At 65.7% G+C, this 26,217-nt stretch carries 21 protein-coding genes and 3 tRNA genes; all 24 read right to left on the bottom strand.

The window, feature by feature from the left end; genetic code table 11:
- Window positions 1-6: 6 nt before the first annotated feature.
- The 24 genes from nuoK to CMO28_RS24190 all read right to left on the bottom strand — a co-directional run bounded on the left by nuoK (window position 7) and on the right by CMO28_RS24190 (window position 26,134).
- The gene (nuoK, locus tag CMO28_RS24075) at window positions 7-315 is read right to left on the bottom strand and encodes an NADH-quinone oxidoreductase subunit NuoK (RefSeq protein WP_014745484.1); all 309 of its coding nucleotides are present in this window, start codon (window positions 313-315) and stop codon (window positions 7-9) included.
- A complete protein-coding gene (locus CMO28_RS24080; RefSeq protein WP_296718173.1) occupies window positions 315-929 on the bottom strand; it encodes an NADH-quinone oxidoreductase subunit J in 615 nt (204 codons plus the stop codon). The genes nuoK and CMO28_RS24080 overlap by 1 nt, the downstream gene beginning before the upstream one ends.
- Before the next feature lie 107 nt (window positions 930-1,036).
- Window positions 1,037-1,525 carry an NADH-quinone oxidoreductase subunit NuoI gene (gene nuoI / locus CMO28_RS24085; protein ID WP_062761416.1) on the bottom strand — a complete coding sequence of 163 codons (489 nt, stop codon included), beginning with the start codon at window positions 1,523-1,525 and terminating at the stop codon, window positions 1,037-1,039.
- A gap of 153 nt (window positions 1,526-1,678) precedes the next feature.
- A complete protein-coding gene (nuoH, locus tag CMO28_RS24090; protein WP_014745487.1) occupies window positions 1,679-2,692 on the bottom strand; it encodes an NADH-quinone oxidoreductase subunit NuoH in 1,014 nt (337 codons plus the stop codon).
- The gene (gene nuoG, locus CMO28_RS24095) at window positions 2,685-4,763 is read right to left on the bottom strand and encodes an NADH-quinone oxidoreductase subunit NuoG (RefSeq protein WP_062761417.1); all 2,079 of its coding nucleotides are present in this window, start codon (window positions 4,761-4,763) and stop codon (window positions 2,685-2,687) included. The genes nuoH and nuoG overlap by 8 nt, the downstream gene beginning before the upstream one ends.
- Window positions 4,764-4,773: 10 nt before the next feature.
- Complete coding sequence (gene nuoF, locus CMO28_RS24100) at window positions 4,774-6,054, bottom strand: NADH-quinone oxidoreductase subunit NuoF (protein WP_296718181.1); 1,281 nt, start codon at window positions 6,052-6,054, stop codon at window positions 4,774-4,776.
- The gene (gene nuoE, locus CMO28_RS24105; RefSeq protein ID WP_014745490.1) at window positions 6,044-6,670 is read right to left on the bottom strand and encodes an NADH-quinone oxidoreductase subunit NuoE; all 627 of its coding nucleotides are present in this window, start codon (window positions 6,668-6,670) and stop codon (window positions 6,044-6,046) included. The genes nuoF and nuoE overlap by 11 nt, the downstream gene beginning before the upstream one ends.
- 14 nt (window positions 6,671-6,684) lie before the next feature.
- A complete protein-coding gene (locus tag CMO28_RS24110; protein ID WP_041604900.1) occupies window positions 6,685-7,869 on the bottom strand; it encodes an NADH-quinone oxidoreductase subunit D in 1,185 nt (394 codons plus the stop codon).
- A complete protein-coding gene (locus CMO28_RS24115; RefSeq protein WP_041605923.1) occupies window positions 7,869-8,492 on the bottom strand; it encodes an NADH-quinone oxidoreductase subunit C in 624 nt (207 codons plus the stop codon). The genes CMO28_RS24110 and CMO28_RS24115 overlap by 1 nt, the downstream gene beginning before the upstream one ends.
- A gap of 99 nt (window positions 8,493-8,591) precedes the next feature.
- The gene (locus CMO28_RS24120; RefSeq protein ID WP_086015164.1) at window positions 8,592-9,116 is read right to left on the bottom strand and encodes a NuoB/complex I 20 kDa subunit family protein; all 525 of its coding nucleotides are present in this window, start codon (window positions 9,114-9,116) and stop codon (window positions 8,592-8,594) included.
- A 29-nt stretch (window positions 9,117-9,145) separates the two neighbouring features.
- Window positions 9,146-9,511: an NADH-quinone oxidoreductase subunit A gene (locus CMO28_RS24125; protein ID WP_062761420.1), complete on the bottom strand. Its 366-nt coding sequence runs from the start codon at window positions 9,509-9,511 to the stop codon at window positions 9,146-9,148.
- Window positions 9,512-9,993: 482 nt separating this feature from the next.
- Window positions 9,994-10,070: transfer RNA gene (locus tag CMO28_RS24130), tRNA-Asp, on the bottom strand.
- Between the two features lie 70 nt (window positions 10,071-10,140).
- The gene (locus CMO28_RS24135; protein WP_296718188.1) at window positions 10,141-11,694 is read right to left on the bottom strand and encodes a flavin-containing monooxygenase; all 1,554 of its coding nucleotides are present in this window, start codon (window positions 11,692-11,694) and stop codon (window positions 10,141-10,143) included.
- A 170-nt stretch (window positions 11,695-11,864) separates the two neighbouring features.
- Window positions 11,865-11,941, bottom strand: a tRNA-Val gene (locus tag CMO28_RS24140).
- A gap of 309 nt (window positions 11,942-12,250) precedes the next feature.
- Window positions 12,251-12,526, bottom strand: coding sequence for an HU family DNA-binding protein (locus CMO28_RS24145; protein WP_014745496.1), 276 nt, complete (start codon window positions 12,524-12,526; stop codon window positions 12,251-12,253).
- 214 nt (window positions 12,527-12,740) lie between these two features.
- Window positions 12,741-15,161 (bottom strand): endopeptidase La, encoded by a 2,421-nt coding sequence (gene lon, locus CMO28_RS24150; RefSeq protein ID WP_296718193.1) that lies wholly within the window; start codon window positions 15,159-15,161, stop codon window positions 12,741-12,743.
- A 217-nt stretch (window positions 15,162-15,378) separates the two neighbouring features.
- On the bottom strand, window positions 15,379-16,647 hold the full coding sequence (gene clpX, locus CMO28_RS24155; protein WP_014745498.1) for an ATP-dependent Clp protease ATP-binding subunit ClpX: 1,269 nt from the start codon (window positions 16,645-16,647) through the stop codon (window positions 15,379-15,381).
- Window positions 16,648-17,057: 410 nt separating this feature from the next.
- Entirely contained in the window at window positions 17,058-17,690 is a 633-nt protein-coding gene (gene clpP, locus CMO28_RS24160) for an ATP-dependent Clp endopeptidase proteolytic subunit ClpP (protein ID WP_014745499.1), read from the bottom strand.
- 125 nt (window positions 17,691-17,815) lie between these two features.
- Complete coding sequence (gene tig, locus CMO28_RS24165) at window positions 17,816-19,174, bottom strand: trigger factor (protein WP_296718198.1); 1,359 nt, start codon at window positions 19,172-19,174, stop codon at window positions 17,816-17,818.
- 749 nt (window positions 19,175-19,923) lie between these two features.
- On the bottom strand, window positions 19,924-20,985 hold the full coding sequence (locus CMO28_RS24170; RefSeq protein ID WP_296718200.1) for an acyltransferase family protein: 1,062 nt from the start codon (window positions 20,983-20,985) through the stop codon (window positions 19,924-19,926).
- Window positions 20,986-21,031: 46 nt separating this feature from the next.
- Window positions 21,032-21,116: transfer RNA gene (locus CMO28_RS24175), tRNA-Leu, on the bottom strand.
- A gap of 119 nt (window positions 21,117-21,235) precedes the next feature.
- Window positions 21,236-22,846, bottom strand: coding sequence for a hypothetical protein (locus CMO28_RS24180; RefSeq protein WP_296718202.1), 1,611 nt, complete (start codon window positions 22,844-22,846; stop codon window positions 21,236-21,238).
- A 109-nt stretch (window positions 22,847-22,955) separates the two neighbouring features.
- Window positions 22,956-24,464: a malonyl-CoA decarboxylase gene (locus CMO28_RS24185; protein ID WP_296718204.1), complete on the bottom strand. Its 1,509-nt coding sequence runs from the start codon at window positions 24,462-24,464 to the stop codon at window positions 22,956-22,958.
- Between the two features lie 104 nt (window positions 24,465-24,568).
- Complete coding sequence (locus CMO28_RS24190) at window positions 24,569-26,134, bottom strand: NAD(P)H-hydrate dehydratase (RefSeq protein ID WP_296718207.1); 1,566 nt, start codon at window positions 26,132-26,134, stop codon at window positions 24,569-24,571.
- Between the last annotated feature and the right edge of the window lie 83 nt (window positions 26,135-26,217).

Here is a 26,217-nt window from a genome sequence, read left to right on the forward strand (position 1 = left end):
GCGGCCTCAGCCCTTCATCAGGTTGATGTCCTCGACCTCGATCGAGCCGCGGTTACGGAAGTAGACCACGAGCACGGCGAGGCCGATCGCTGCTTCGGCCGCAGCGACGGTAAGGACGAACATCGCGAAAACCTGCCCCACCAGATCCTGGAGCTGGGTCGAGAAAGCGACGAAGTTGATGTTGACCGCAAGCAGCATCAGTTCGATCGACATCAGGATCGTGATGACGTTCTTGCGGTTCAGGAAGATCCCGAAGATCCCGAGGGTGAACAGGATCGCGGCCAGGACCAGATAATGCTCGACGCCGATGCTCATCAGATGCCCTTACCCGTTGGGACCTTCTTGATCTCGACCGACTCCTCGATCGTCCGCGCACTCTGCTTGGCAGGGTCCTGACGGACGACGCCGGGACGGGTGCGCAGGGTCAGGACGATCGCACCGATCATCGCGACCAGCAGCACGAGGCCGGCAGCCTGGAAGAGATAGACGTACTTGGTGTAGACGAGCTGCCCCAGCGCCTCGACGTTCGAGACGCCCTCGGGCACGCCGACCGGTGCGGCAAAGAGCGGCTGGGCCGTATCGGACAGGCCGTAGCTGCCGCCGATGAGCACCAGTTCCGCCGCCAGCACCAGCCCGATCAGCGCACCGACCGGCAGATATCGCTGAAAGCCTTCGCGGAGCTGGACGAAGTTGATGTCCAGCATCATCACCACGAAGAGGAAGAGCACCGCCACGGCGCCGACATAGACGACGACCAGGATCATCGCCAGGAATTCGGCACCCAGCAGCACGAACAGGCCGGCCGAGTTGAAGAAGGCCAGAATGAGGAACAACACCGAGTGAACCGGGTTTCGGGCGGTGATCACCATCACGCCCGATGCCACCGTCACCGCGGCGAAGAGGTAGAAGGCCAGCGCCTGAAGAACCATTCTCCGCCCTCGTCCGATCTCGTTTCTTGTCGCATGGCACCCGCTGCGGCGGCGGGTCCCTTCAAACCGTCCGCCGGCCCCTCATCGGGGCCGGCGATCTCTTACCGTCAACGGTAGGGGGCAACGTCGGCCAGGTTGGCCGCGATCTCCCGTTCCCACCGGTCGCCATTCGCGAGGAGCCTGGCCTTGTCGTAGAACAGTTCCTCGCGCGTCTCGGTCGCGAACTCGAAGTTCGGACCTTCGACGATCGCATCCACCGGGCACGCCTCCTGGCAGAAGCCGCAATAGATGCACTTGGTCATGTCGATGTCGTAGCGGGTCGTGCGCCGGCTGCCGTCGGCACGGGGTTCCGCCTCGATCGTGATCGCCAGAGCCGGGCAGATCGCCTCGCACAGCTTGCACGCGATGCAGCGCTCTTCGCCGTTGGGATACCGGCGCAGCGCATGTTCGCCGCGGAAGCGGGGGCTGATCGGGCCCTTCTCATAGGGGTAGTTCAGCGTCACCTTCGGCTTGAAGAAGTAGCGCAACGTCAGCGCCATGCCCTTCACGATCTCGGTGAGCAGGAATGCGCGTGCGGTCTGGCCGATGGATGCCATCTCAACCTCTCCTCCCCCGTCCGGGACGGTCCGGCATGGGCCGGCCCGGATGGCGGGCTTACCTTACTCCGGGAAGCGCGCTTGGCAAGCACGCGTCCCCGCATTCTGGGTCCCCTGCCCGGCTTTTGCCCGGGCAGGCTGCCTGACGGGAGCTTACTGCCCGGGCAGCCAGCCGAAACCGACCAGCACACCGGCAGTGAGCACCACCCACAGCAGCGAGAACGGCAGGAAGACCTTCCAGCCCAGACGCATCAGCTGGTCATAGCGGTAGCGCGGGAACGTGCCACGGATCCAGATGAAGGTGAACAGCAGCAGGAAGATCTTGATCAGGAACCACACCACGCCCGGAATCCAGTTCAGCGGCGCGATGTCGAACGGGGGCAGCCAGCCGCCGAGGAACAGGATGGTGGTCATCCCGCTCATCAGGATCATGTTGGCATACTCGCCCAGGAAGAAGAGCGCGAAGGGCATCGAGGAATACTCGACGTTATAGCCCGACACGAGCTCCGCTTCCGCCTCCGGAAGGTCGAAGGGCAGACGGTTGGTTTCGGCCAGCGCCGAGATGAAGAAGACCACGAACATCGGGAAGAGCGGGATGGCGAACCACACCGTCTCCTGCGCCCGCACGATCTCCGACAGGTTCAGCGACCCGACGCACAGCAGCACCGTGATAATCACGAGGCCGATCGAGACCTCGTAAGACACCATCTGTGCCGCCGAGCGCAGCGCGCCGAGGAAGGCGTAGCGCGAGTTCGACGCCCAGCCTGCGACGATGATGCCGTAGACGCCGAGCGACGAGATCGCGAACAGGTAGAGCACGCCGACATTGATGTCGGAGAGCACCCAGCCGTCGTCGAAGGGGATCACCGCCCAGGCGACAAGGCTGAGGATCAGGGTCAGCATCGGCGCGAACAGGAACAGGAACCGGTTCGAGCGCGAGGGGATGATGGTTTCCTTGGTCAGCAGCTTCAGCGCGTCGGCGAAAGGCTGAAGCATGCCGAAGGGGCCGACCACGTTCGGACCGCGGCGCATCTGGATGTAGCCGATCACCCGGCGTTCCATCAGCGTCAGATAGGCGACCGCGATCAGCAGCGGCAGCACGATGGCCAGGATCTGGGCGACGATGATCACCCCGGGCCAGACATATCCGGAAAAGAACTCAGCCATTGGTGCCGGTCGCCTTGTCCTGCTGGAGCGGGTTGCCCGCATAGATCGCGGTGCAGGTCGCCATGGTCTTCGACGCGCGCGAGATCGGGTCGGTCATGTAGTAGTTGGTGACCGGGGACGAGAGCGGCGCCTTGTCCGGTGCGCCGGTCTGACCGAAGGCACCGCCCAGACCCGCCGGCTCGATCCGGTCGATCTTCGCCAGACGGGGCGCGATCGCCGCCATCCGGGCGCGCACGCCCGAGAGGTCGTCGTAAGGCAGCGCCTTGCCCAGCACGCCTGAGAGCGCCCGGAGGATCTTCCAGTCCTCGCGCGCCTCACCCACCGGGAACACCGCGAGATGCGCGCGCTGCGGGCGGCCCTCAAGGTTCACATAGGTGGCGTTCTTCTCGGTATAGGCGGCACCCGGCAGCACCACATCGGCGCGATGGGCGCCGGCGTCGCCGTGATGGCCCTGATAGATCACGAAGGCATCGCCCAGCGCATCGGTCTGGATCTCGTCGGCGCCCAGCAGGAACACCGTGTCGATCTCGCCCCGGCCGGCAGCCGCCACGATCTCGCGGGTCGAGAGGCCACCCTCGCCCGGCACCAGACCCAGCTCCATGCCGCCGACGCGGGCAGCCGCGGTCTGCAGGACGTTGAAGCCGTTCCAGCCGTCGCGAACCATGCCGCAGCGCTCGGCAACCTTGCGGGCGGCACCCAGGATGCGGGCACCGTCGGCGCGGGTCAGCGCGCCCATGCCGACCACGATCATCGGCCGCTCGGCATTGCGCAGCACTTCGGCCAGCGGATCGGCGCCAGAGGCAATCGCCTCCAGCCGGGTCGCGTCAGCGCCCAGATCCTCGACCGGCCAGGTAAGCTCCAGCTTCGGCCCGATCGACCAGCCGCGGAACCCGCCCTTGCGCCAGCGCTTGCGGAAGCGGGCGTTGACCAGCGGCGCCTCGCGGCGCGGATCGGTGCCGACCAGCAGCACCGCATCCGCCTGCTCGATGCCGGCGATGGTGCTGTTGAACAGCCAGGTGGAGCGCTGGGTCGGATCCAGCGCCGCGCCGTCCTGGCGGCAGTCGACATGAACCGTGCCGATCACGTCGCGCATCAGATCGCGGAAGGCGGTCATCGATTCGCAATCGACCAGATCGCCGACCAGGCCCGCCACCTTCTTCGGATCCCGGCCCGCCAGACGGGCCCGGATCGCCTCGAAGGCCTCGTCCCAACCGGCGGGGCGCAGGCGGCCGTTCTCGCGGATATAGGGGCGGTCCAGGCGCTGGCGCTTCAGCCCGTCATAGGCGAAGCGGCTCTTGTCGCCCAGCCACTCTTCGTTCACATCCTCGTGCAGGCGCGGCAGGATGCGCAGCACCTCGCGACCGCGGACATCGACGCGGATATTGGCGCCGACCGCATCGAGCACGTCGATCGATTCGGTCTTCTTCAACTCCCAGGGGCGGGCATTGAAGGCATAGGGCTTGGAGGTCAGCGCGCCCACCGGGCAAAGGTCGATCATGTTGCCCGACAGCTCGGAGCTCAGGGCCTTCTCGACATAGGTGCCGATCTCCATGTGCTCGCCGCGGCCGGTCGCGCCCATCTCAGGCACGCCGGCGATTTCCGTGGCGAAGCGCACGCAGCGGGTGCAGTGGATGCAGCGGGTCATCCAGGTCTGGATCAGCGGACCCAGATCCTTGTCCTTCACCGCGCGCTTCTCGTCGTCATAGCGGCTCTGGCCGCGGCCATAGGCCATGGCCTGGTCCTGCAGATCGCACTCGCCGCCCTGGTCGCAGATCGGGCAGTCGAGCGGATGATTGATCAGCAGGAACTCCATCACGCCCTCGCGGGCCTTCTTCACCCGCTCGGTGTTGGTGTGGATCACCATGCCGTCGGCGGCCGGCATGGCGCAGGACGCGATGGGCTTGGGCGCCCGCTCCTGCTCCACCAGACACATACGGCAGTTGCCGGCGATCGACAGACGCTCGTGATAGCAGAAGCGGGGGATCTCGGCGCCGGCCGCTTCGCAGGCCTGAAGCACGGTCGCCCCGGCGGGCACCTCGACTTCGAGGCCGTCGATGGTCAGTTTAGGCATCGGATCCTCCTCAGGCCGCGCGGGCCGCGTCCCGGGCGGCGCTGAGGCGCCGCTCGAGTTCCGGACGGAAGTGACGGATCAGGCCCTGCACCGGCCACGCCGCGGCATCGCCCAGCGCGCAGATGGTGTGGCCTTCGATCTGGTAGGTCACCTGCTCCAGCCGGTCGATCTCGGCGACGGTCGCCTGACCCTTGACCATGCGGTCCATGGTCCGCCAGAGCCAGCCCGTGCCTTCGCGGCACGGCGTGCACTGGCCGCAGCTCTCATGCATGTAGAACTTCGACAGCCGGGCGATGGCGCGCACCACGTCGGTGGACTTGTCCATCACGATCACCGCGGCGGTGCCGAGGCCGGACTTGACCGCACGCAGGCTGTCGAAATCCATCAGCACGTCGTCGCAGATCGACTTGGGCAGCAACGGCACCGAAGAGCCGCCGGGGATAATGGCCAGCAGGTTGTCCCAGCCGCCACGCACGCCACCGGCATGACGTTCGATGAGCTCCTTCAGCGGGATGCCCATCTCTTCTTCGATGTTGCACGGCTTGTTCACGTGGCCGGAGATCGAGAAGATCTTGGTGCCGGTGTTGTTCTCGCGGCCGAGGCCGGCGAACCAGGCGGCACTGCGGCGCAGGATGGTCGGCGCCACCGCGATGCTCTCGACGTTGTTCACCGTGGTCGGGCAGCCGTAAAGGCCGGCCATGGCCGGGAACGGCGGCTTCAGGCGCGGCTGGCCCTTCTTGCCTTCCAGGCTCTCGATCAGCGCGGTTTCTTCGCCGCAGATATAGGCGCCGGCACCCAGATGGATGTAGACGTCGAAGTCATAGCCGGTACCGCAGGCATTCTTGCCGATCAACCCGGCCTCGTAGGCTTCGTCGATCGCGGTCTGCAGCGCCTGGGCCTCGCGGAGGAATTCGCCGCGGATGTAGATATAAGCGGCGACCGCCTTCATCGCAAAACCGGCGATCAGGCAGCCCTCGACCAGCTTGTGCGGGTCGTGGCGCATGATCTCGCGATCCTTGCAGGTGCCGGGTTCGCCTTCGTCGGCGTTCACGACCAGATAGGACGGGCGCGGGTCGTTCTTCGGCATGAAGGACCACTTCACGCCGGTCGGGAAGCCCGCACCGCCACGGCCGCGCAGGCCGCTCGCCTTCATCTCCTGGACGATCCAGTCGGCGCCCTTGGCGATGATGTCCTTGGTCCCATCCCAATCGCCGCGGCGGCGGGCACCGGCCAGACGGAAATCGTCATAGCCGTGGAGATTGGTGAAGATGCGATCCTGATCACGCAGCATCGTTGCCTCCTGCGGTCCCGGGTGCGGCCTGGGTCGCCGACGGCTGCCAGCCCTCGGGCTCCGAGCCCCTGCGGCGGCCGGTCTGCGGACCGGGCTTCGGCGTCTCGCCACGCTTCAGCGCCTCGAGCACCCGCACGGTCAGCTCCGCGTCCAGATCCTCGTAGTAGTCGTCACCGATCTGCATCATCGGCGCATTGGCGCAGGCACCGAGGCACTCCACCTCGGCCAGCGTGAACAGCCCGTCTTCGGTGGTTTCGCCCACCTCAATGCCGAGATGCTTCTTGCACGCGCCCAGCACCTCGTCCGACCCGCGCAGCCAGCACGGCGTCGTGGTGCAGACCTGGACGTGATGCCGGCCGATCGGCTTCAGATTGTACATGGTGTAGAAGGTCGCGACCTCGTACACCCGGATCGGCGGCATGCCGAGAAGATCGGCAATGTAATCCATGGCCACCCGCGGCAGCCAGCCATCGCCCTGGCGCTGGGCCAGATCGAGCAGCGGCATGACCGCGCTCTGCTGGCGGCCTTCAGGGTATTTCGCGATGATCTTCGCGGCTTGGGCGAGATTCTCTTCCGTGAAGGCGAAGCTCGCAGGTTCGACGTTGGTGTCGCTCACTGGTCCCGGTCCCCTCAACGATCGATCTCGCCGAACACGATGTCCATATTCGCCAGGATGGCGACGGCATCGGCCAGCAGATGGCCCTTCGACATGAAATCCATGGCCGCGATATGAGCGAATCCGGGCGCGCGGATCTTGCAGCGATAGGGCTTGTTGGTGCCGTCCGACACCAGATAGACGCCGAACTCGCCCTTCGGCGCCTCGGTGCCCACATAGACCTCGCCGGCCGGCACCTTGAAGCCTTCGGTGTAGAGCTTGAAGTGATGGATCAGCGCTTCCATCGACCGCTTCATGTCGGCGCGGGCCGGCGGCGCCACCTTGCGATCCTCGGTCCGGTACGGGCCGTCGGGCATCTGCTCGATGCACTGGCGCACGATCTTCAGCGACTCGCGCACTTCCTTCATGCGAACATTGTAGCGGTCGTAGACATCGCCGTTGCGACCGACCGGAATGTCGAAGTCCATGCGGTCATAGACGTCATAGGGCTGCGCCTTGCGCAGATCCCAGGGCACGCCCGAGCCGCGCAGCATCGGCCCGGTCAGGCCCCAGTCCAGCGCATCCTCGGCCGAGAGCACACCCACATCCACCGTGCGCTGCTTCCAGATGCGGCTGTGGCTCATCAGGTTTTCGAGGTCGTCGAAGCGCTTCGGGAACTCTTCGGTGAACTTCCAGATCTCGTCCAGAAGCCCGGCCGGCAGCTCCATCGACACGCCGCCGGGGCGGAAGTAGTTCGCGTGCAGGCGGGCGCCGCAGACCTTGTCGTAGAAGCCCATGATGATCTCGCGATCCTCGAAGCCCCACAGCAGCGGCGTGGTGGCGCCAAGGTCCATCGCGAAGGTCGTCATGTTCAGCAGGTGATTGGCGATGCGGGTCAGCTCCGCGAACATGACGCGGATGTACTGGCCGCGCAGCGGCACTTCGATCCCTGCCAGCTTCTCGACCGCGAGCACATAGGCGTGCTCCTGATTCATGATCGAGACATAGTCCAGGCGGTCGAAATACGGCAGCGCCTGAAGATAGGTCTTGTACTCGATGAGCTTCTCGGTGCCGCGGTGCAGCAGGCCGACATGCGGATCGGCGCGGGTCACCACCTCGCCGTCCATCTCGAGCACGAGCCGGAGCACACCATGGGCCGCCGGATGCTGCGGCCCGAAGTTGAGCATCATCGGCTTGATGGAAGTTTCGGTCGCCGACATCACTTCGTCCCCTGCTGCGCCTTCTCGTCCCCGGGCAGGACGTATTTCGCACCGTCCCACGGGCTCAGGAAGTCGAACCGGCGGAATTCCTGGGTCAGCTGCACCGGCTCGTAGACCACGCGCTTCTCGGCCTGGTCATAGCGGACCTCGACATAGCCGGTGAGCGGGAAGTCCTTGCGCAGCGGATGCCCCTCGAAGCCGTAATCGGTGAGGATGCGACGGAGATCCGGGTGATCTGCGAAGAACACGCCGTAGAGATCCCAGGTCTCACGCTCGAACCACAGTGCCGAGTTGAACACCGGCACGGCCGACGGGACCGGGGTGTCTTCCGAGGCAGACACGGTCACACGGATGCGCTGATTGTGCTTGAGGCTGAGCAGGTGATAGACGACGTCGAAGCGTTCCTCACGCTCCGGCCAGTCCACACCGCAGACGTCGATCAGCTGCTTGAACAGGCAGTTGCTGTCGTCGCGCAGGAATGTGAGCGTCCGGATGAGCGAGGTCCGGTAGACCCGGACCGTCAGTTCACCCAATGCGACCTTCCAGCCGTCCACTCCGTCGCCGAGCGCTGATGCGACATACGCGCCCAGCTCCCGGAGTGCGTCTTCGTTGACGTTACTCACGGCATCCGCCTTCTCGTGCCTCGACACAAAACCTTGAGCACCGTCCGGTTTTCCGGTCCGGTGCCCGCCGCCGCTGTTTTCCGGCCGCGAACGCTGAAATCAGCGCTCGAGCGTACCGGTGCGACGAATCTTCTTCTGAAGCTGCAGCACGCCGTAGACCAGCGCCTCAGCCGTGGGCGGGCAGCCCGGCACGTAGATGTCGACCGGAACGATCCGGTCGCAGCCGCGGACCACCGAATAGGAGTAGTGATAGTAGCCGCCGCCATTGGCGCAGCTGCCCATCGAGATGACGTATTTCGGCTCCGGCATCTGGTCATAGACCTTGCGGAGCGCGGGCGCCATCTTGTTGGTCAGCGTGCCGGCGACGATCATCACGTCCGACTGGCGCGGGCTCGGCCGGAACAGGAAGCCGAAGCGGTCCAGATCGTAGCGGGCGGCGGCGGCATGCATCATCTCCACCGCGCAACAGGCCAAGCCGAACGTCATCGGCCAGAGCGAGCCGGTGCGCGCCCAGGTGACGAGTTCGTTCAGGCGTGCGGTGATGAAGCCGTTTTCCTTCAGCTCGTCGGTCGCAGCCGCGACCACGCGCTCGGCATCGGCGCCGGCCAGGGGGCCGTGCCCCATGGCCCCGGCCGAGGCGGTGCGAGGATCGGTCACTCCCATTCCAGCGCCCCCTTCTTCCACTCGTAGATGAAGCCGATGGTCAGCACGCCCAGGAACAGCATCATGGACCAGAAGCCGAACATGCCGATGTCGCCGAGCGACACCGCCCACGGGAACAGGAAGGCGACTTCAAGGTCGAAGATGATGAACAGGATCGCGACCAGATAGAACCGCACGTCGAACTGACCGCGGCTGTCGTCGAACGCGTCGAAGCCGCATTCGTAGGCCGAGAGCTTCTCGGCTTCCGGCCGCTGGGGCGCGATGAAGTAGGAAGCGATCACGATCACCGCGGAGAGACCGGTCGCGATACCGAGGAAGATTAGGATCGGCAGATACTCGGCCAGCAAGGTCTGCATGGGCTAGGCTTCCCTCCTGAGGCGGATGCCGGCCGGTGCGGTCTGACCGTCACGGTCGGAACATCGCCGGCGACGCTGCGGGGCAGACCGGCAGACCGTTCCGGCGGGTGCCATGCTGCATGCGCGAAGAACGCCATACCGCCGGCCACGCCCGATGGTCCGCCACGGGAACCCCCGCGCGGCGGCCTCACTATAGGCGAACGTGCTCGCCAACAAAATCCCCATTTTCAGCCACGAATATGCCCCGGCATCGCAGTGCGGCAAGGCTTGACACGCACGTTGTCACAAGGGCTTCCGGCCAAAAACGAACAGGCCCGCACCGACGAAGATCGGGCGGGCCCACAGAGTGCGCATGAACATGCGCGGGTCTTGATGAGGCGGCCTGACCCGCAGGTCCGACCGTCCGAAGACATTTCTGCATGCGTGAGCACGCGTATCATACAGACGTCCGGAAGCCGTCCTACCGGTTTCCAGAAGATCGCTGGCGGGAGTGACGGGACTTGAACCCGCGGCCTCCGGCGTGACAGGCCGGCGCTCTAACCAACTGAGCTACACCCCCTCAGGCGATGCGCGGTGTTTATCCGGTCCCGCCCCCCTCTGTCAACGCCTTTCCGCAAGGGGGGCCAATTTCATGTCACGGCATGCTCACGCCGGTCGAGAAGCCCGCCTGCCGCATCGGGCCACGCCGCTTCCCCGGCTTCGGCAAAAAGGTACTCGTCCAGCGGTGCGCTGCGCATGTCCCACCAGTAGCGGCTGGCAAAGCCCGACCACTGGGCGGTGATGCGCCCCTCGTCCGTCTTGTACCAGCTGTTGCACCCCGCGGCCCAGACGGTGCGGTCCAGGGCATCCCTGAGCTTGCGATTATAGCCGGCCATGGCCTCGGACCGGACATCCATCACCGGCCGGCGTCTCCCCTCGCCCACCAGCCGTTGCAGGCAGCGCACCACGTAATCGGCCTGCACCTCATGCATGAAGATGATCGAGTTGTGTCCAAGGCTGGTATTGGGGCCGAAGAGCATGAAGAAGTTCGGGAAGCCGGCGACAGTCACCCCCCGATGCGCCTCGGCACCTGCAGACCATGCGTCGTGGATGTCGATTCCGCCCCGGCCGGAAATGCGCATCGGCATCAGGAATTCCGTGGTCCGGAAGCCGGTGGCCCAGATCAGGACGTCGAGCGCATGACGCTCGCCCTCCGCGGTCTCCACGGCTTCCGGCGTGATCCGGGCGATGCGGCGGGCGACGACGTCGATATTCGGCCGCACCAGGGTGTCATACCAGTCGTTGGACAGCACGATCCGCTTGCAGCCCGCGGGATAATCCGGCGTCAGGCACCGGCGCAGCACCGGATCGGCCACCTTGTCGGCCAGCGTCGCCAGAGCCTGACGTTCGAACCTGCGGCGTGCGAATCCGTTGCGACCGAAAACGAGAAAGTTCTTCTCCAGCGACAGAAAGATGCCGAGGCGATGGAGCCGCAAGGCGGCCGGACGTCGGCGAAACCGTGCAATTTCAGCCGCCGTATAAGCGCGGTCCGGCTTGGGCGCGATCCAGGCGGGGCTGCGCTGAAATACGGTCAGATGCCCGGCGACCGGCGCGATCTCGGGCACCAGCTGCACGGCACTGGAGCCATTGCCGACCACGCCGACACGCCGCCCCTTGAGATCGACCTTGCCCGGCCAGCAGGCCGAGTGGAATTGCAGCCCGGCAAAGCTGTCGCGACCCGGAATATCGGGCACGGCCGGGCGGTCCAGCTGGCCCACCGCCGAGATGAGCACCTCCGCCTCCATCCGGCCGCCGCCGACCAGATCGATGGTCCAGAGACCACGCTGATCGTCGAAGGCAGCGGCTTCGACCGCCGTTCCGAAACGGATCAGCGGCCGCAGACCGAAGCGATCGGCCGTCTCTTCCATATAGGCCAGAATCTCGGGCTGGCGCGCATAGGTGCGGCTCCAGTCCGGTTTCAGGGCAAAGGAGAAGGAATAGAGGTGGGAGGGCACATCACAGCCGGCCCCCGGATAGGTGTTCTGGCGCCAGGTGCCGCCCAGCGCCTCCCCCTTCTCGAGGATCGTGACGGCCTGAAAACCCGCCTGTCGCAGGCGGATGGCCATGCACAATCCGCCGAAGCCCGCACCGACAATGACGACGCGCAGGCTGCGCGTCCGCGACGTTACCGTCCGGTCGTTCATATCCGCTCTCCCCGTCAGCGGCAGAAGCGGCCGGCCCGGCGATCATGATCCGCCGCCGTGTATGATCGGGCCGCTCTTCACCCACTATATGAAATTCAGGATGCGGATTAAACGTTTTAGTTGATGAACCACGTGTAGATTTGCCGGAAGCTTGCGCGTCCGGCGGATATTGGTGGGCGATGAGGGGCTCGAACCCCCGACCTTCTCGGTGTAAGCGAGACGCTCTGACCAACTGAGCTAATCGCCCGGCATACGGCGCCGCAGATATGCCACCAGTGAACGACGGCCGTCCGCCCCTTCAGGTGGAGCGAACGGCCGCGTCTGATGATCTGCGGTGCCACGAACCGCATCGCGGCGCCAGAGGGTCGATCCGATCCTGCGGACCTTGTGGCGCCGCCGGCGTCCGGCGTCGCGAGGGACAGCGCCGTACGCGCAGAAATTCGATGAGGTGCCAGCCTTGCATACGGCCTGGGCCTGCCATGGCCCTGAACGGCGCATCTATATGTTTTTGGGCAGCCATGGCCGCCGGGTGGTCCCTGGAACGGTCCGGGCAGGATCAGCCGTTCACGGCGTCCTTCAGCCCCTTGCCGGCACGGAACTTCGGCTGCTTCGAAGCCGGAATGGTGATCGCTTCACCGGTCCGCGGGTTGCGGCCTTCGCTGGCGGCGCGGGTCGCGACATTGAACGTGCCGAAGCCGACCAGGCGCACCTCGTCATCCGCAGCCAGCGCCGCAGTGATGGCATCGAACACGCCGTCGACGGCCCGGGCCGCGTCGGTCTTGGACAGCCCGGTGCTGTCGGCCACGCGCGCAACGAGATCGTTCTTGTTCACTTCTGAGGCTCCCCTTCTTGGAGTGGCGGTTCGAAAATCACACCTCGGTGATACGTCGACCAGGGGGGAGTGTAAATCCCCCGGCAGAAGCGCGTCAATCGGCCAGCCCGTCGAAAACCGCACAAATCCGCCAAAAAACAGCCCCCGCACCGCTATCGGCGCGAGGGCTGCCCATTCTTTTCAACCGAAAGTACACGCTCTGTCCGGCAGGTGCTTAGTGCGCCCGCGCACCCGGCGCTTCGCCCTGATCCGAGGCCTCGTCGCGGCTGCTGTCGGCCGCCTTGTCGTCGGTCCGCTCCGGCCACTCGATCGGCGTCAGGGGCTTCAGAAGGGCATGGGCCAGAACATCATCGACATGCGAGACCGGGATGATGGTCAGCCCCTTCTTCACATTGGCCGGGATATCCGCCAGATCCTTCTCGTTGTCCCGCGGGATCAGCACGGTTTTGATGCCGCCATGCAGGGCCGCCAGCAGTTTCTCCTTCAGGCCGCCGATCGGCAGCACGCGGCCGCGCAGCGTCACCTCGCCGGTCATGGCGACACTGCGGTTCACCGGAATGCCGGTCAGCACCGAGACGATCGAGGTCACCATCGCGATACCGGCCGACGGACCGTCCTTCGGCGTCGCGCCCTCGGGCACATGGATATGGATGTCGGCCTGCTCGAACACCGTCGGCCGGATGCCATAGTCCACCGCGCGCGAGCGGACATAGGACCGCGCCGCCTGGATGCTTTCCTGCATGACCTCGCCGAGCTTGCCGGTAATGGTGACTTTGCCCTTGCCGGGCATCTTCACCGCCTCGATGGTCAGCAGGTCGCCGCCGACCTCGGTCCAGGCAAGGCCGGTCACGGCGCCCACCATGTCCTCGAGCTCCGCCTCGCCGAACTTGAACCGCCGCACGCCCGCATATTTGTCGAGGTTGGCCGAGGTGATCGACACCTGCTTACGGGTGCCCATCACCAGCTCCTTGACCGCCTTGCGCGCCAGACCGGCGATCTCGCGTTCCAGGCTGCGCACGCCGGCTTCACGGGTGTAATAGCGGATCAGATCGCGGATCGCGCCGTCGGAGATCGAGAACTCGCCCTCCTTCAGCCCCTGCGCCTTGACCTGCTTGGAGATCAGGTGGCGCCGGGTGATCTCGACCTTCTCGTCCTCGGTGTAGCCCGAGATGCGGATGATCTCCATGCGGTCGAGCAGCGGCTGCGGCATACGCAGGCTGTTGGCCGTGCAGATGAACATCACATCCGACAGGTCGTAATCGACCTCCAGATAGTGGTCGGCGAAGGTGCCGTTCTGCTCGGGGTCCAGCACCTCGAGCAGGGCCGAGGACGGGTCGCCGCGGAAGTCGGCGCCGAGCTTGTCGATCTCGTCGAGCATGAACAGCGGGTTGGTCTTGCCCGCCTTCTTCATCGACTGGATGATCTTGCCCGGCAGCGAGCCGATATAGGTCCGGCGATGGCCGCGGATCTCGGCCTCGTCCCGCACGCCGCCCAGACTGACGCGCACGAATTCGCGGCCGGTCGCGCGGGCGATCGACTTGCCGAGCGAGGTCTTGCCGACACCCGGAGGGCCGACGAAGCACAGGATCGGGCCCTTGAGCTTGGCGACGCGCATCTGCACGGCCAGATGCTCGATGATCCGCTCCTTGACCTTCTCAAGGCCGTAATGATCCTGGTTCAGGACCTCTTCGGCCCATTTCAGGTCCTTCTTGACCTTGGAGCGGGTCTTCCACGGCAGGCCGGTCAGCCAGTCGAGGTAGTTGCGCACCACCGTCGCCTCGGCCGACATCGGGCTCATGGTCTTGAGCTTCTTCAGCTCGGCCATGGCCTTGTCATGGGCCTCCTTGGGCATGCGCGCCTTGCGGATGCGCTCCTCGATTTCGGCGCTCTCGTCGCGGCCGTCCTCGCCCTCGCCCAGCTCCTTCTGGATCGCCTTCAGCTGCTCGTTGAGATAGTACTCGCGCTGAGTCTTCTCCATCTGGCGCTTGACGCGCGACCGGATGCGCTTCTCGACCTGCAGGACCTCGATCTCGCCCTCGATATGGGCATAGATCCGCTCCAGCCGCTCGACCACGGTCGGGGTCTCGAGCAGTTCCTGCTTCTCCGCCACCTTGAGCGACAGATGCGAGGCGATGGTGTCGGCGAGCTTCGCCGGCTCCTCGATCTGGTTCAGGGTGACCAGAACCTCGGGCGGGATCTTCTTGTTGAGCTTCACATACTGCCCGAACTCGGCCACGACCGAGCGCGACAGCGCCTCGACCTCGCGGCCGGCATCCTCGCCCTCGGCGATCGCCTGGGCTTCCGCCTGGAAATAGTCGCCGTCAGAGATGAGGCGGTCGACCCGCGCGCGGCTGGCGCCTTCGATCAGCACCTTGACGGTGCCGTCGGGCAGCTTCAGAAGCTGCAGCACGGTGCCGATGGTGCCGACCATGTAGATGTCGTCGGCGCCCGGATCCTCCTGGGCGGCATCCTTCTGCGCCAGCAGCAGGATCTGCTTGTCGCTGCGCATCACCTCCTCGAGCGCGCGCACCGACTTCTCGCGGCCGACGAAGAGCGGCACGATCATATGCGGAAAGACGACGATGTCGCGCAGCGGCAGGACCGGGTAGGTGTGCGTGCGATGAGTTTCGGTCATGGCCAGTCTCGCATTTATCGGAATCGGCACGGCGTCGGACACGCGGCCCCGGAAGGCCGACATGGCGCCTCGACGTCACATCGGCCCGATTCCTGTTGAGGCCGCGCACACGCGCCCACCGGATGCCGGCCACACCGCCTCGCGCAGAGGCCGGCGATGGCCGGGGCATCACAGCCGGCACGGGTCAGACCGTGCCGCGGCCGAACTGTCGCAGGGATCAGGAAGCGTTGCCGCCCACGTCGCCCCGCCGGTCCGCATAGATATGGAGAGGCTTGGCCCGGCCTTCAACGACCTCCCGATTGACGACGATCTCTTCGACCCCGTCGAGGTCGGGCAGATCGAACATCGTGTCGAGCAGGATCTCTTCCATGATGGCACGCAGGCCGCGCGCGCCGGTCTTGCGCTCGATCGCGCGCTCGGCGATGGCGCCCAGCGCGTCGTCGGAGAAGGTCAGATGCACGTTCTCCAGCTCGAAGAGACGCTGATACTGCTTCAGCAGCGCATTCTTCGGCTTGGTGAGGATCTGGACCAGCGCGTCGCGGTCCAGGTCGTGCAGCGTGGCGATCACCGGCAGACGGCCGACGAATTCGGGGATCAGGCCGAACTTCAGCAGATCCTCGGGCTCGACCTGGCGCAGTACGTCGCCCGAGCGGCGGGTTTCCACCGGCTCGACATTCGCACCGAAACCGATCGAAGTCTTACGGCCGCGATCGTTGATGATCCGGTCGAGGCCGACGAACGCCCCGCCCACGATGAACAGGATGTTGGTCGTATCGACCTGCAGGAACTCCTGCTGCGGATGCTTGCGCCCGCCCTGCGGCGGCACGGAGGCGACGGTGCCTTCCATGATCTTCAGCAGCGCCTGCTGGACGCCCTCGCCCGACACATCGCGGGTGATCGACGGGTTGTCGGATTTGCGGCTGATCTTGTCGACCTCGTCGATATAGACGATGCCGCGCTGCGCCCGCTCGACATTGTAATCGGCGGCCTGAAGCAGCTTCAGGATGATGTTCTCGACGTCCTCGCCGACATAGCCGGCTTCGGTCAGCGTGGTCGCGTCCGACATGGTGAACGGCACGTCGAGGATGCGGGCCAGGGTCTGGGCCAGCAGCGTCTTGCCGCAACCGGTCGGGCCGATCAGCAGGATGTTGGACTTGGCGAGTTCGACCTCGGCACCCTTGCCGCCCTGGTTCAGACGCTTGTAGTGATTGTACACTGCGACCGAGAGGATCCGCTTCGCCTGCTCCTGGCCGATCACATAATCGTCCAGGACGTTGAAGATGTCCTTCGGGGTCGGTCCGCGATCACGCGTCTTGACCAGCGAGGTCTTGCTCTCCTCGCGGATGATGTCCATGCAGAGCTCTACACACTCGTCGCAGATGAACACCGTTGGCCCGGCGATCAGCTTCCGCACCTCGTGCTGGCTCTTGCCGCAGAACGAGCAATAAAGTGTGTTCTTGCCGTCGCCGCCGCTGGACTTGGTCATCGTGTCTCCACTCGTTGGCTCTGCCCGGCGCCCATGTTAGCCGCCGGTCGCGCCCGGGCACAAACCCTAAAAAGCGGCAGACCGACGATGAACCGTCCTGGCTTCGGGAACGCGCCCCGGGTCGTCTGCCGGTGCGGGGGTCCGGACCGGGAGACCGCAGCATCTTCAGCATGCCGCGGTCAATGGAAATGTAATGCGCAGTTCGCGCTTGCCAAAGGGGGAAAAATCATCGGGCGACGCTTCCCGCCCCCACCCCGGACATGAAGAACCCGCCATCGCGTGCGCGCGGTGGCGGGTTGCATGTGGCGGAACGCCCCAACTTCATGTGGCGGAACGTCCCATCGGCAGCCGTGCCGGCCGGATGCCGCGCAGACGGACGATCACGCGCGACATCGACCGGGGGCAGTCGGTCAGGAGGCGGTATCCTCGGCCTTCGGCCGCTGGGCCACGACCGTGTCGATCAGACCGAAGGCCTTGGCCTCTTCGGGCGACATGAAGTTGTCGCGCTCCATGGCCCGTTCGACTTCCTCCAGCGGGCGGCCGGTGTGCTGAACGTAGATCTCGTTCAGCCGGGCACGCAGCTTCAGGATTTCACGGGCATGGATCTCGATGTCGGTCGCCTGGCCACGGAACCCGCCCGACGGCTGATGGACCATGATCCGGGCGTTGGGCAGCGCGAAGCGCTTACCCGGCGCGCCGCCGGCCAGCAGCAGCGAGCCCATCGATGCCGCCTGGCCGATGCACAGGGTCTGCACGTCGCAGCGGATGTACTGCATCGTGTCGTAGATCGCGAGACCCGAGGTCACCACGCCGCCCGGCGAGTTGATGTAGAAGGAAATGTCCTTCTTCGGGTTCTCGCTCTCCAGGAAGAGCAGCTGGGCGGTGATGAGGCTCGAAACATTGTCCTCGACCGGCCCGGTCAGAAAGATGATGCGCTCTTTCAGAAGACGCGAATAGATGTCATAGGCGCGCTCGCCCCGGTTGGTCTGCTCGACCACCATCGGCACCAGCGAATTCATGTAGGTATCGAGCATGTCGCTCATGCGCTTTCCGCTCCCCTCGACTGACATCACCGATCTTCACAAAGCCCCTGCCGGGCACTTGAGACGTCACGACCGCCCTCGGGCTACGGGGGCGGTCGTGGACGGTCTCTCGGCAGGGCGGCGGATCAGGCCTCGGACTTGTCCGACGCCTCTCCGGCCTCACCGTCCTCGTCGGGATCCTTCATCAGATCCTCGGCGCTGACGACCTTCTCTTCGACCTTCGCCTGGGCGAGGATGTGGTCGACGACCTTGTCCTCGAAGATCGGCGCCCGGAGCGCACGCAGCGCATCCGGATTCTTCTGGTAATACTCGATCACCCGCGCTTCCTGACCGGGGAAGCGGCGCGCCTGCTCGATCAGGGCGCGGTTGACCTCTTCGTCCGCCACCTGAACATCGTTCACGCGACCGACTTCTGCAAGGACCAGACCCAGACGAACCCGACGGAGCGCAATCGCGCGATACTCCTCGCGGACCTCGTCCTCGGTCTTTTCCATGCTCTCGAAGGTCTGGCCGGTGCGGGCCATCTCGTCGGTCAGCTGCTTCCAGATGCCTTCGAATTCGGCCTCGAGCATGCCGGCGGGCACCTCGAATTCGTAGCGGCCGGCGAGCGCATCCAGCAGCGCACGCTTCAGCTTCTGGCGCGAGATCTGGTCGTAACGGCCGCGGAAGTCGTCGCGGATGGCGGCCTTCAGCGCATCCAGGTTGTCGAGGCCCAGCTTCTCGGCCAGGGCATCGTCGATGCCGGCGGTCTTGGGCGCCTGGACTTCCTTGACGGTGGTCTCGAAGACGGCGGCCTTGCCGGCCAGATGCTCCGCACCATAGTCCTCGGGGAAGGAGACCTCGACCTTGCGCTCCTCGCCGGCCTTGGCGCCGAGCAGCTGATCCTCGAAGCCCGGGATGAAGGTGCCCGAACCCAGAGCCAGCGCATAGCCCTCGGCCTCGCCACCCTGGAAGGCCTCGCCGTCGACGAAGCCCTTGAAGTCGATGACCACCTGGTCGCCGTTCTCGGCAGCGCGATCCTCGACGGTCTCGAACTCACGATTGGCGGCGGCGATGCGCTCCAGCGCCTCGTCGACTTCCTTCTCGTCGACCTCGGCCGCCTCGCGGACCAGTTCGACATCCGAGAAATCGCCCAGCTCGAATTCCGGCATGATCTCGACGACCATGCTGTATTCAAGATCCTGGCCCACGTCGAAGGCCGTGATCTCGATCTTCGGCTGGGTAGCCGGACGCAGGTTGTTCTGGTCCAGCACGTTGCGCGAGGTCTCGTTCACCGCCTCTTCCAGCACCTCGCCCATCACCGAGGAGCCATAGCGCTGCTTCACGACCTTGGCCGGGATCTTACCGGGACGGAAGCCGGGCATCTTGATCGTGGCCGCGATCTGGGCGATGCGGGCGTCGATCTTCTCGTCGATCGAAGCGGCCGGCACGACGACCTTGTATTCGCGCTTGAGCCCTTCGGCGTTGGTCTCGGTGATCTGCATCAAAACGGTCTCACAGGGTCGGTTGACTGCGGCAGCACCCGGTGCGTCGCGGGGAAGGAGGCGCATCCCGGGCCGGCCGGGATCGCCTCCGGACGAAACGCCGGGTGCGCGAAGAGGCGTGATCGCGGGCAGCACTGCACCACGACACGGGCGGCAGCCATGTGGCACGAAATCACCCGGTTACGCAAGTCCAATACGCTGCGAAAACCGGCCTCCGGCGGGATCTCTCCCGCTGGCGCCGATCAGCCGTATCGTCGACGGAGATGTACCGATCGACAGCCATGCCGGCTGGCCAGAACAAGGGAGCGTCGTGCCTGTGGTCCGGAAAGACCTGCGTCATCCGGACCGACATGCCAGTTGGAAACGGCCGTTTCGTGCCGGCGGAAGGCAGTGGATCAGCCGAAGGAGCGTACACATCACGACCGATCCGTCCGCAATTGATACAGACACGGCTGATACAGCCGCGGCATTGTGCTGACACCCATACATGACGGGCCGGAGACCCAGCGGCCCAGATACCCTTCGGCAGGCCGGAGGTCGGCATCGGCTGCACCCGACCGCTTGAACCGGACCGTCCTGTCGTCCGGGGTAGGAGATACGGCTGCCGGTCGTCGTGGCAGGTGCTTCCGGCCATTTAGACCGGCCGCTGCCGGTTGATATCGGCGATGCCGTCGACACGCGCGATCGGCCGCTCCACATGCGGATCCGCCCCCCGTTTAGCCCGCCTCGGCTGGGCCACCATCCCGTCGTCAGGGCCTCCACCTGAGTGGCGTCAGGCAGAAGAAACGACGCGCCAGACGAACCGCAGGCTTTTCCACAAAAAGATGAAAGATGCAGGATCCGGCAAGTGCCAGAGCTGCAGCTGTGGCCAGGAACGCAATGCCGTCCACCCGGCCATCGACACCTGCCACAGGCCAGATCGCCCGCACTGCGCCGATCGCAAAATAATGACAGAGATAAAGGGCATAGGAGGTATCGCCCAGAAAGCGAAGCCATCCGATCCGCCGGACATGCCCGCCCTTCTCCAGCATCACCGCAGCCAGCAGGATGACCGCTGCGGGAACCCCGGCGGTCAGCCACCGCCACAGATCATAGGTCGCCTGTGGGGCAGGCGTCATGAAAAGAGCAGCCGATCCGACCGCCAGCAGGATCAGACCGGCCGGACGCGACAGCCGCATCCGGCCGAGGAAGGCGACCGCGACCACCATCCCCAGCACGAAGTCGACCAGGATCGGCGAGGTCCAGACCCGAAATGCCGCGACATCGGGACGAAAGATCAGACCCGCCGCCACCAACCCGGCCACGACGGTGACCGTCGCCCCGACGCGGCGGGAGGGCAGCACGGCCAGCACCAGAGCGAACAGCAGATAGAATTCAAGTTCGAGGTTCAGCGACCAGCCGAGTTGGAACAACGGCAAGGCTGTGCCCGTCTCGGGATGCGTCCAGGGCAGGAAAGCGAAGGATGCCGCCACATGGGCGGCGTCCAGTCCCATCGTGTGGAAGATCGACGGTGCCAGGACCGCGAGCGCCAGCACCGCTGCGGTCACGATCCAGTAAGGGGGGGCGACCCGCGTCAGCCGCCGCAGGAAGAAGTCGCCCGGCCGCACGTCGCCGCGCGCCGTCATGCAGGTCATGATGAAGCCGCTGATCACGAAGAACAGATCGACGCCCTTCTGCCCGTCCGAAAAGACGGACAAACCACGCCCCTGCAGGTGCACGGCATAGCTGTGACTGGCATGGAGCAGCACGACCATCATGGCTGCCGCGATGCGCAGATACTGGACATGAAAGATGGTCGGCAGGCTGGTCATATCCGGATGCCCGCAGCGCGCCCGAAGAATGAAGTCAGGGAAACGATGGTGCGGGCGGTGGGACTCGAACCCACACACCTTTCGGCACGAGAACCTAAATCTCGCGCGTCTGCCAATTCCGCCACGCCCGCGAACCGGCGGTGGATATAGCAGATCGGCTGCGGCACCGCCAGAATGTCGAAAGGCCCGTCCACCAGCGAACTGGCGGACGGGCCCGGAACAGCCTGTAACTCTCTGACAACCCGTGCTGTCAGGCGATGGCGAAGAGGGTATAGGCAGTCGACGACGTATTCCACGCGCCCTTGACCGTCACAACACGGCCGGTGATTTCCACAAGCCCGGAGGCCGCCGCGCTGGCCGTGCCCACGGAGACGCTCTGGCCCTGAGCGGCACCGCTCACCTGCGTCACCGTCACATAGCTGGGCGTGAACTTCAGCGTGAAGGCCTGCGTCGCATTGCCGTCCCCTTCATACGGGATCACCTTCTGTGCCGTATCCAGCATCTCGGGCGCATTGGTCACGGCAGTCGAGCTGAAGTCGGAGATGTACATATCCGTCGGCACGACGTTCGCGCCGACCGACAGATTCTTGATGGTCGTCGAACCGGGATTGACGATCCCGATCAGCGAGCCACCGGTCGGGTTGGACTGGTCGACGATGTTGCCGTCGACCACCAGACCATCGACATCTGCCGACTGGCCGTTCACGCGCACCGGAGCCCGATCGGCCGCCGGCGTTGCGATATTGGCGAGGCACACATCCTTCATGACGTTGTTGCGCACCAGGATGTTGGCGCTACCCGGTCCGATGTCGACCACCGCATTGTTGACACGCTTGAAATGGTTGCCATCCACCGAAACGTTGCGTGCCGCCGCGATGAGAACGCCGGAATGGATCTCACGCGTGACGATCGGGTGTTCTGGCGTCGCCTCCAGGCGGTTCGGCTCCATCCCGTAGAAGATATTGCTGGCGATCCGCACGCTGTCGGAGCCGGCCTCGAGATGAACAAGATGTGCTGCCACCGTGCTGTGGATCACGACGTTGTCCGAGAAGAGCGCATCCTTCGCAACGCCCCGGAAGAGGCGGATATTGGTGTCGATGAAATTGCCGATCACCATCAGACCACGCATGTTGGCCTTGTTTGTGCCAATGTTGGTCACGATGTAGCCGCCCGTGCAGCCATGGATCCGATTGTCGCGGACGGTATAGCCCCTCATGCCGCTCAATGCCGTGTTGTCATCGTTGGGACCATCCTCGAAGTCCGCCGGCCAGTCGATCTGCAGGACGTCACGGGCACGCACCAGGTTGCAGTTGGTCAGCCGGATGGTACGACCCGTCACCCGCACCAGTGTCTCGGCCTCGCCGAGCGAGCACTGACTGATGGTGAGATCCACATCGCCGTTGTTGGCCGTATCAGGCCCCACGGCCGCATCTTCATTTGCGAAGATGATCGACGAGCCGGCCGGAAAACCGTCGCTGTCGCGCCCCTTCACGATAAGGCTGTCGAGGACGACACCCGACGACTTGACGTTGATGACTGCCTGGTTGGCGCCGAGCGTCGGGAAATTGATCGACGCCTTCCCCATGTAGCCGGCGCCGGTGGACCCGAAGATCCGCTGACCATCAGTCGTCACGTTGAGCGGCGCCGTGATCAGGTGCTTCACAAAACCGGACTGACCGTCCCGGTTGGACACAAGCATCACATGACGACCACTGTCGAGCGCCGCCTGAACCGCAACGGTATCGTCGGCGACACCATCGCCGACCGCCCCGAAATCCATCGGTGTCACAAAATCGGAGAGCTTCTCCGAGAGGTCGCGCGCCACAGCACCCGGGTAGTGGGCCGTATAGGTAACCGGCATGTTCTTTTCCTCATATTGAAGGCGATCATTCGCCACTCAGAATATGAAGAAAATAACCCGGATCTCGCGACCACCAGCTTGTTGCAGCTTGTTGCAACAGATCTCAGATTCAGCGCAACAGCCCCCGTACGGCCGAACCGGCCCGGACCTCATGCGCGCCCCCGGTATAGGCCTCATGATTATCCTCGATCTCGCCGCGCTTGTAGAGATAGTTGACCATCATGCCGGCCGACTGACGAACCCCCTTGGCGCTGAGATCGGCGCGCCAGTTGATCCGCTCCACCCGCGCACCATTGGACAGGTGGAAATGCGCCACGCCGTCCCGTGCCCGGCCGCGGGTCTTCTCCTGGGTAAGATAGCGGGCCGCCAGCCGCATCAGCGGTGCCTTCAAAGCCTCGGCAAGCTGGGGCTCGGCCGGCCAGTCGCGCTCCAGCGCGGCCGCCAGCGGATGCCCCTCCGCTTCTCGAGGCAGGGCGGCCTTCAGCCTCGACCGTTCCGTCTCGGAGACGAGCCCCTCACCGCCCGCCGCCAGGCACTCGTCCAGCCAGGCCCTGAAGCCGGGGATCGGCGACAGGGTCGCAAAAGTCTTGAGATTGGGCAGGTCATGGGACAGGTCCTCGACCACCCGCTTGATCAGGAAATTGCCGAAGCTGAAACCCGCCAGGCCCTTCTGGGCATTCGAAATGGAATAGAAGATCGCCGTGTCGGCGGCTTCCGGGTCGGCTGTCGGCGCCGCCTCGTCCAGCAGGGTGTGAACATCGCCGGCCAGGCCCTTGACCAGGGCCACTTCCACGAAGATCAGCGGCTCGCGCGGCATCTTGGGATGGAAGAAGGCATAGCAACGCCGGTCGCTTTCCAGCCGGTTGCGCAGATCCGACCACGAACGGATCTCGTGCACCGCCTCGTATTCGATCAGCTTTTCGAGCAGGGCGGCAGGCGCATCCCAGGTGATCCGGGTCAGGTCCAGGAGGCCGATGTCGAACAGGCCCGACAGCACCTCGCGCAGCTCGTGCTCCATGCCCCGCGCGGCCGGGTCGGTGCGGGCCAGCGGCAGCAGGTCGGCGCGCAGATCAACCAGGAACTTCACGCCCTGGGGCAGGCTGCTGAACTGGCGCAGCAATCGCGCCCGCGGGCTGACCAGCGTCGCCCGCAGCCGCTCCAGCGCGGCCACACGCGCCGCCTGGTTCGTCCCCGCCTCGCGCACCGCCAGCATGGCGGTATCCAACTCGCCCGGCGGCACGTCGAATTCGTTGGCGAGCAGGCCAAGGAAGGCAGCCTTGCCCTTCGGGGCCAGCCCCAGATAGACCTGTCCCAGTTCGGCCGTGCGCGCCCGCGCCGACACCTCGCCGCCCACGGCATCCAGCGACTGACGGATCAGCGCGCGGATCCGGTCCAGATCCTCGGCTGGCAGGTCGGGGCGGATGGGCGCACCGATGCGCGCCCGCGCCTGCTGCGAGACCTCGCGCCACAGCCGGTTCAGCCGGTCCAGGGTCCGGTCGAAAAAGCCCGGCCCCTCGACTCCGGCATCGGTCGCAGGGGGCGGCGTGACGGCAGCTCCGGCGGGAACGGGAAGTGTGGTCTGCACGGCTGTCTGCACTGGCGTCACGGTGTCGGTCACGGCGGTCCTCCTTCGGCTCTTGCGGCCCTCCAGAGGATCAGGGGATGCGGACCTCCGCGTTCAAGTCTTGACATGCTCGCGAGTGGTGAAGCTTTCGTGGCATCTCAGCCGTCGAGCCCGAAGCCCAGCGGATCGAGGGTCGGGTCGGTGCCCGGCGCCACCGCATCCAGCACCGCAGGCAGGGCATCGGGCAGGTCTTCGGCGATCAGCCCGCGCGGCAGGCGGCGGGCTGCGGCGCCATGCAGCCACACGGCCGCGGCCGCGGCCTCGAAGGCCGGCAGCCCCTGTGCCAGCAGGCCACCAGTGATGCCGGCCAGCACATCCCCTGCCCCGGCGGTCGCAAGGCGCGCCGGCGCGTTGCCGTTGATCGCGATGCGGCCCCCCGCACCGCCGGGTGCCGCGATCACACTGTCGGCCCCTTTCAGCACCACCACCGCCCCGGTGCGGTCGGCGGCGATCCGGGCCCGATCCAGACGGCCGGCATCGGACAGGTCGGGAAAGATCCGGGCAAACTCGCCGTCATGCGGCGTCAGTACCACCCGTGCCCCGTCGCCGGTCACTTCGCGGATCTGGTCGAACAGCAGGTCGGGTGTCGCCGCAAAGGCCGTCAGCGCATCGGCATCCAGCACCGCGGACGGCAGCCGGGCCAGTGCCCGGCGCACCCAGTCGCGGGTCAGTGCATCCACCCCCTGCCCCGGCCCCAGCACGGCCGCCGCCACCTTGCGATCGCGGAGCATCTGCTCGAAGGCTTCAGGGGTCGGCGCCACCCGGGTCATCACCGCAGGGTCGGCGCCGGCATAAATGGAGAGCGCATCAGACAGGCAGGCGATCGTCACCAGCCCGGCCCCGGCCCGCAGGCCCGCCCGGGCCGCAAGCCTCGCCGCCCCCGCCGTCTCGGGCGGGCCGCCCGCCACCACCAGATGGCCGCGCCGGTATTTATGGTCCGAGGCGACGGGCGCACCCAGGGCGTGGCGCCAGAGCGACGGCCGGTTGAGCATGGTCACCGGCGCAATCTCGCGCAGCACCCCGTCCTGAATGCCGATATCGGCGATCACCAGCCGACCACGCAGGGCGCGGCCCGGCATCAGCCAATGGCCGGGCTTGGGCCTGAAGAACGACACGGTCAACATGGCCGGCGCCGCCATGCCCATCACCGCGCCGTCATCCCCCGACACGCCGCTCGGCACATCGACCGCGACCACCGCCGCCGGCGAGGCGGCGAGCGAGGCCAGAAGATCGGCCACTTCCCCCTCGATCGGCCGCGACAACCCAGCCCCGAACAGCGCATCGATCACCACCGGTGGCGCCGTCTCGTCGGGCGCGGCCGCAAAACGGGCGGCTGCCTCAGAAATCGGCAGCACACTGCCCATCCACTGATCAGCGGCCAGACGGGCATCGCCCCGAAGCGCCCCGCGTGCCACCGTCGACGCCACCTCCACCGGCCAACCGGCCGTGGCGAGATGCCGGGCGGCCACCCAGCCATCGCCGCCGTTATTGCCGGGGCCGGCCAGCACGAGAACACGCCTCGGTTGCGGCCCAAGGGCAGCCATCACCTCCTGCGCCACGGCTGCCCCGGCCGCTTCCATCAGCGTGATGCCGGTGGTGCCAGCGGCGATGGTGGCCTGGTCAGCGCGGCCCATCTCGGCACAGGTCAACAGCTCGTGGCTCATGGCGCGGGGGTCCTTCCGGCGATCGGCGACAGCCGCGCGGACAAGGGCCCGTACGGCACGCCCCGCATCTTCGACGTGCGGGC

Origin of the sequence: Tistrella sp. (assembly GCF_002684955.1) — a bacterium.
Lineage (GTDB): Bacteria > Pseudomonadota > Alphaproteobacteria > Tistrellales > Tistrellaceae > Tistrella > Tistrella mobilis.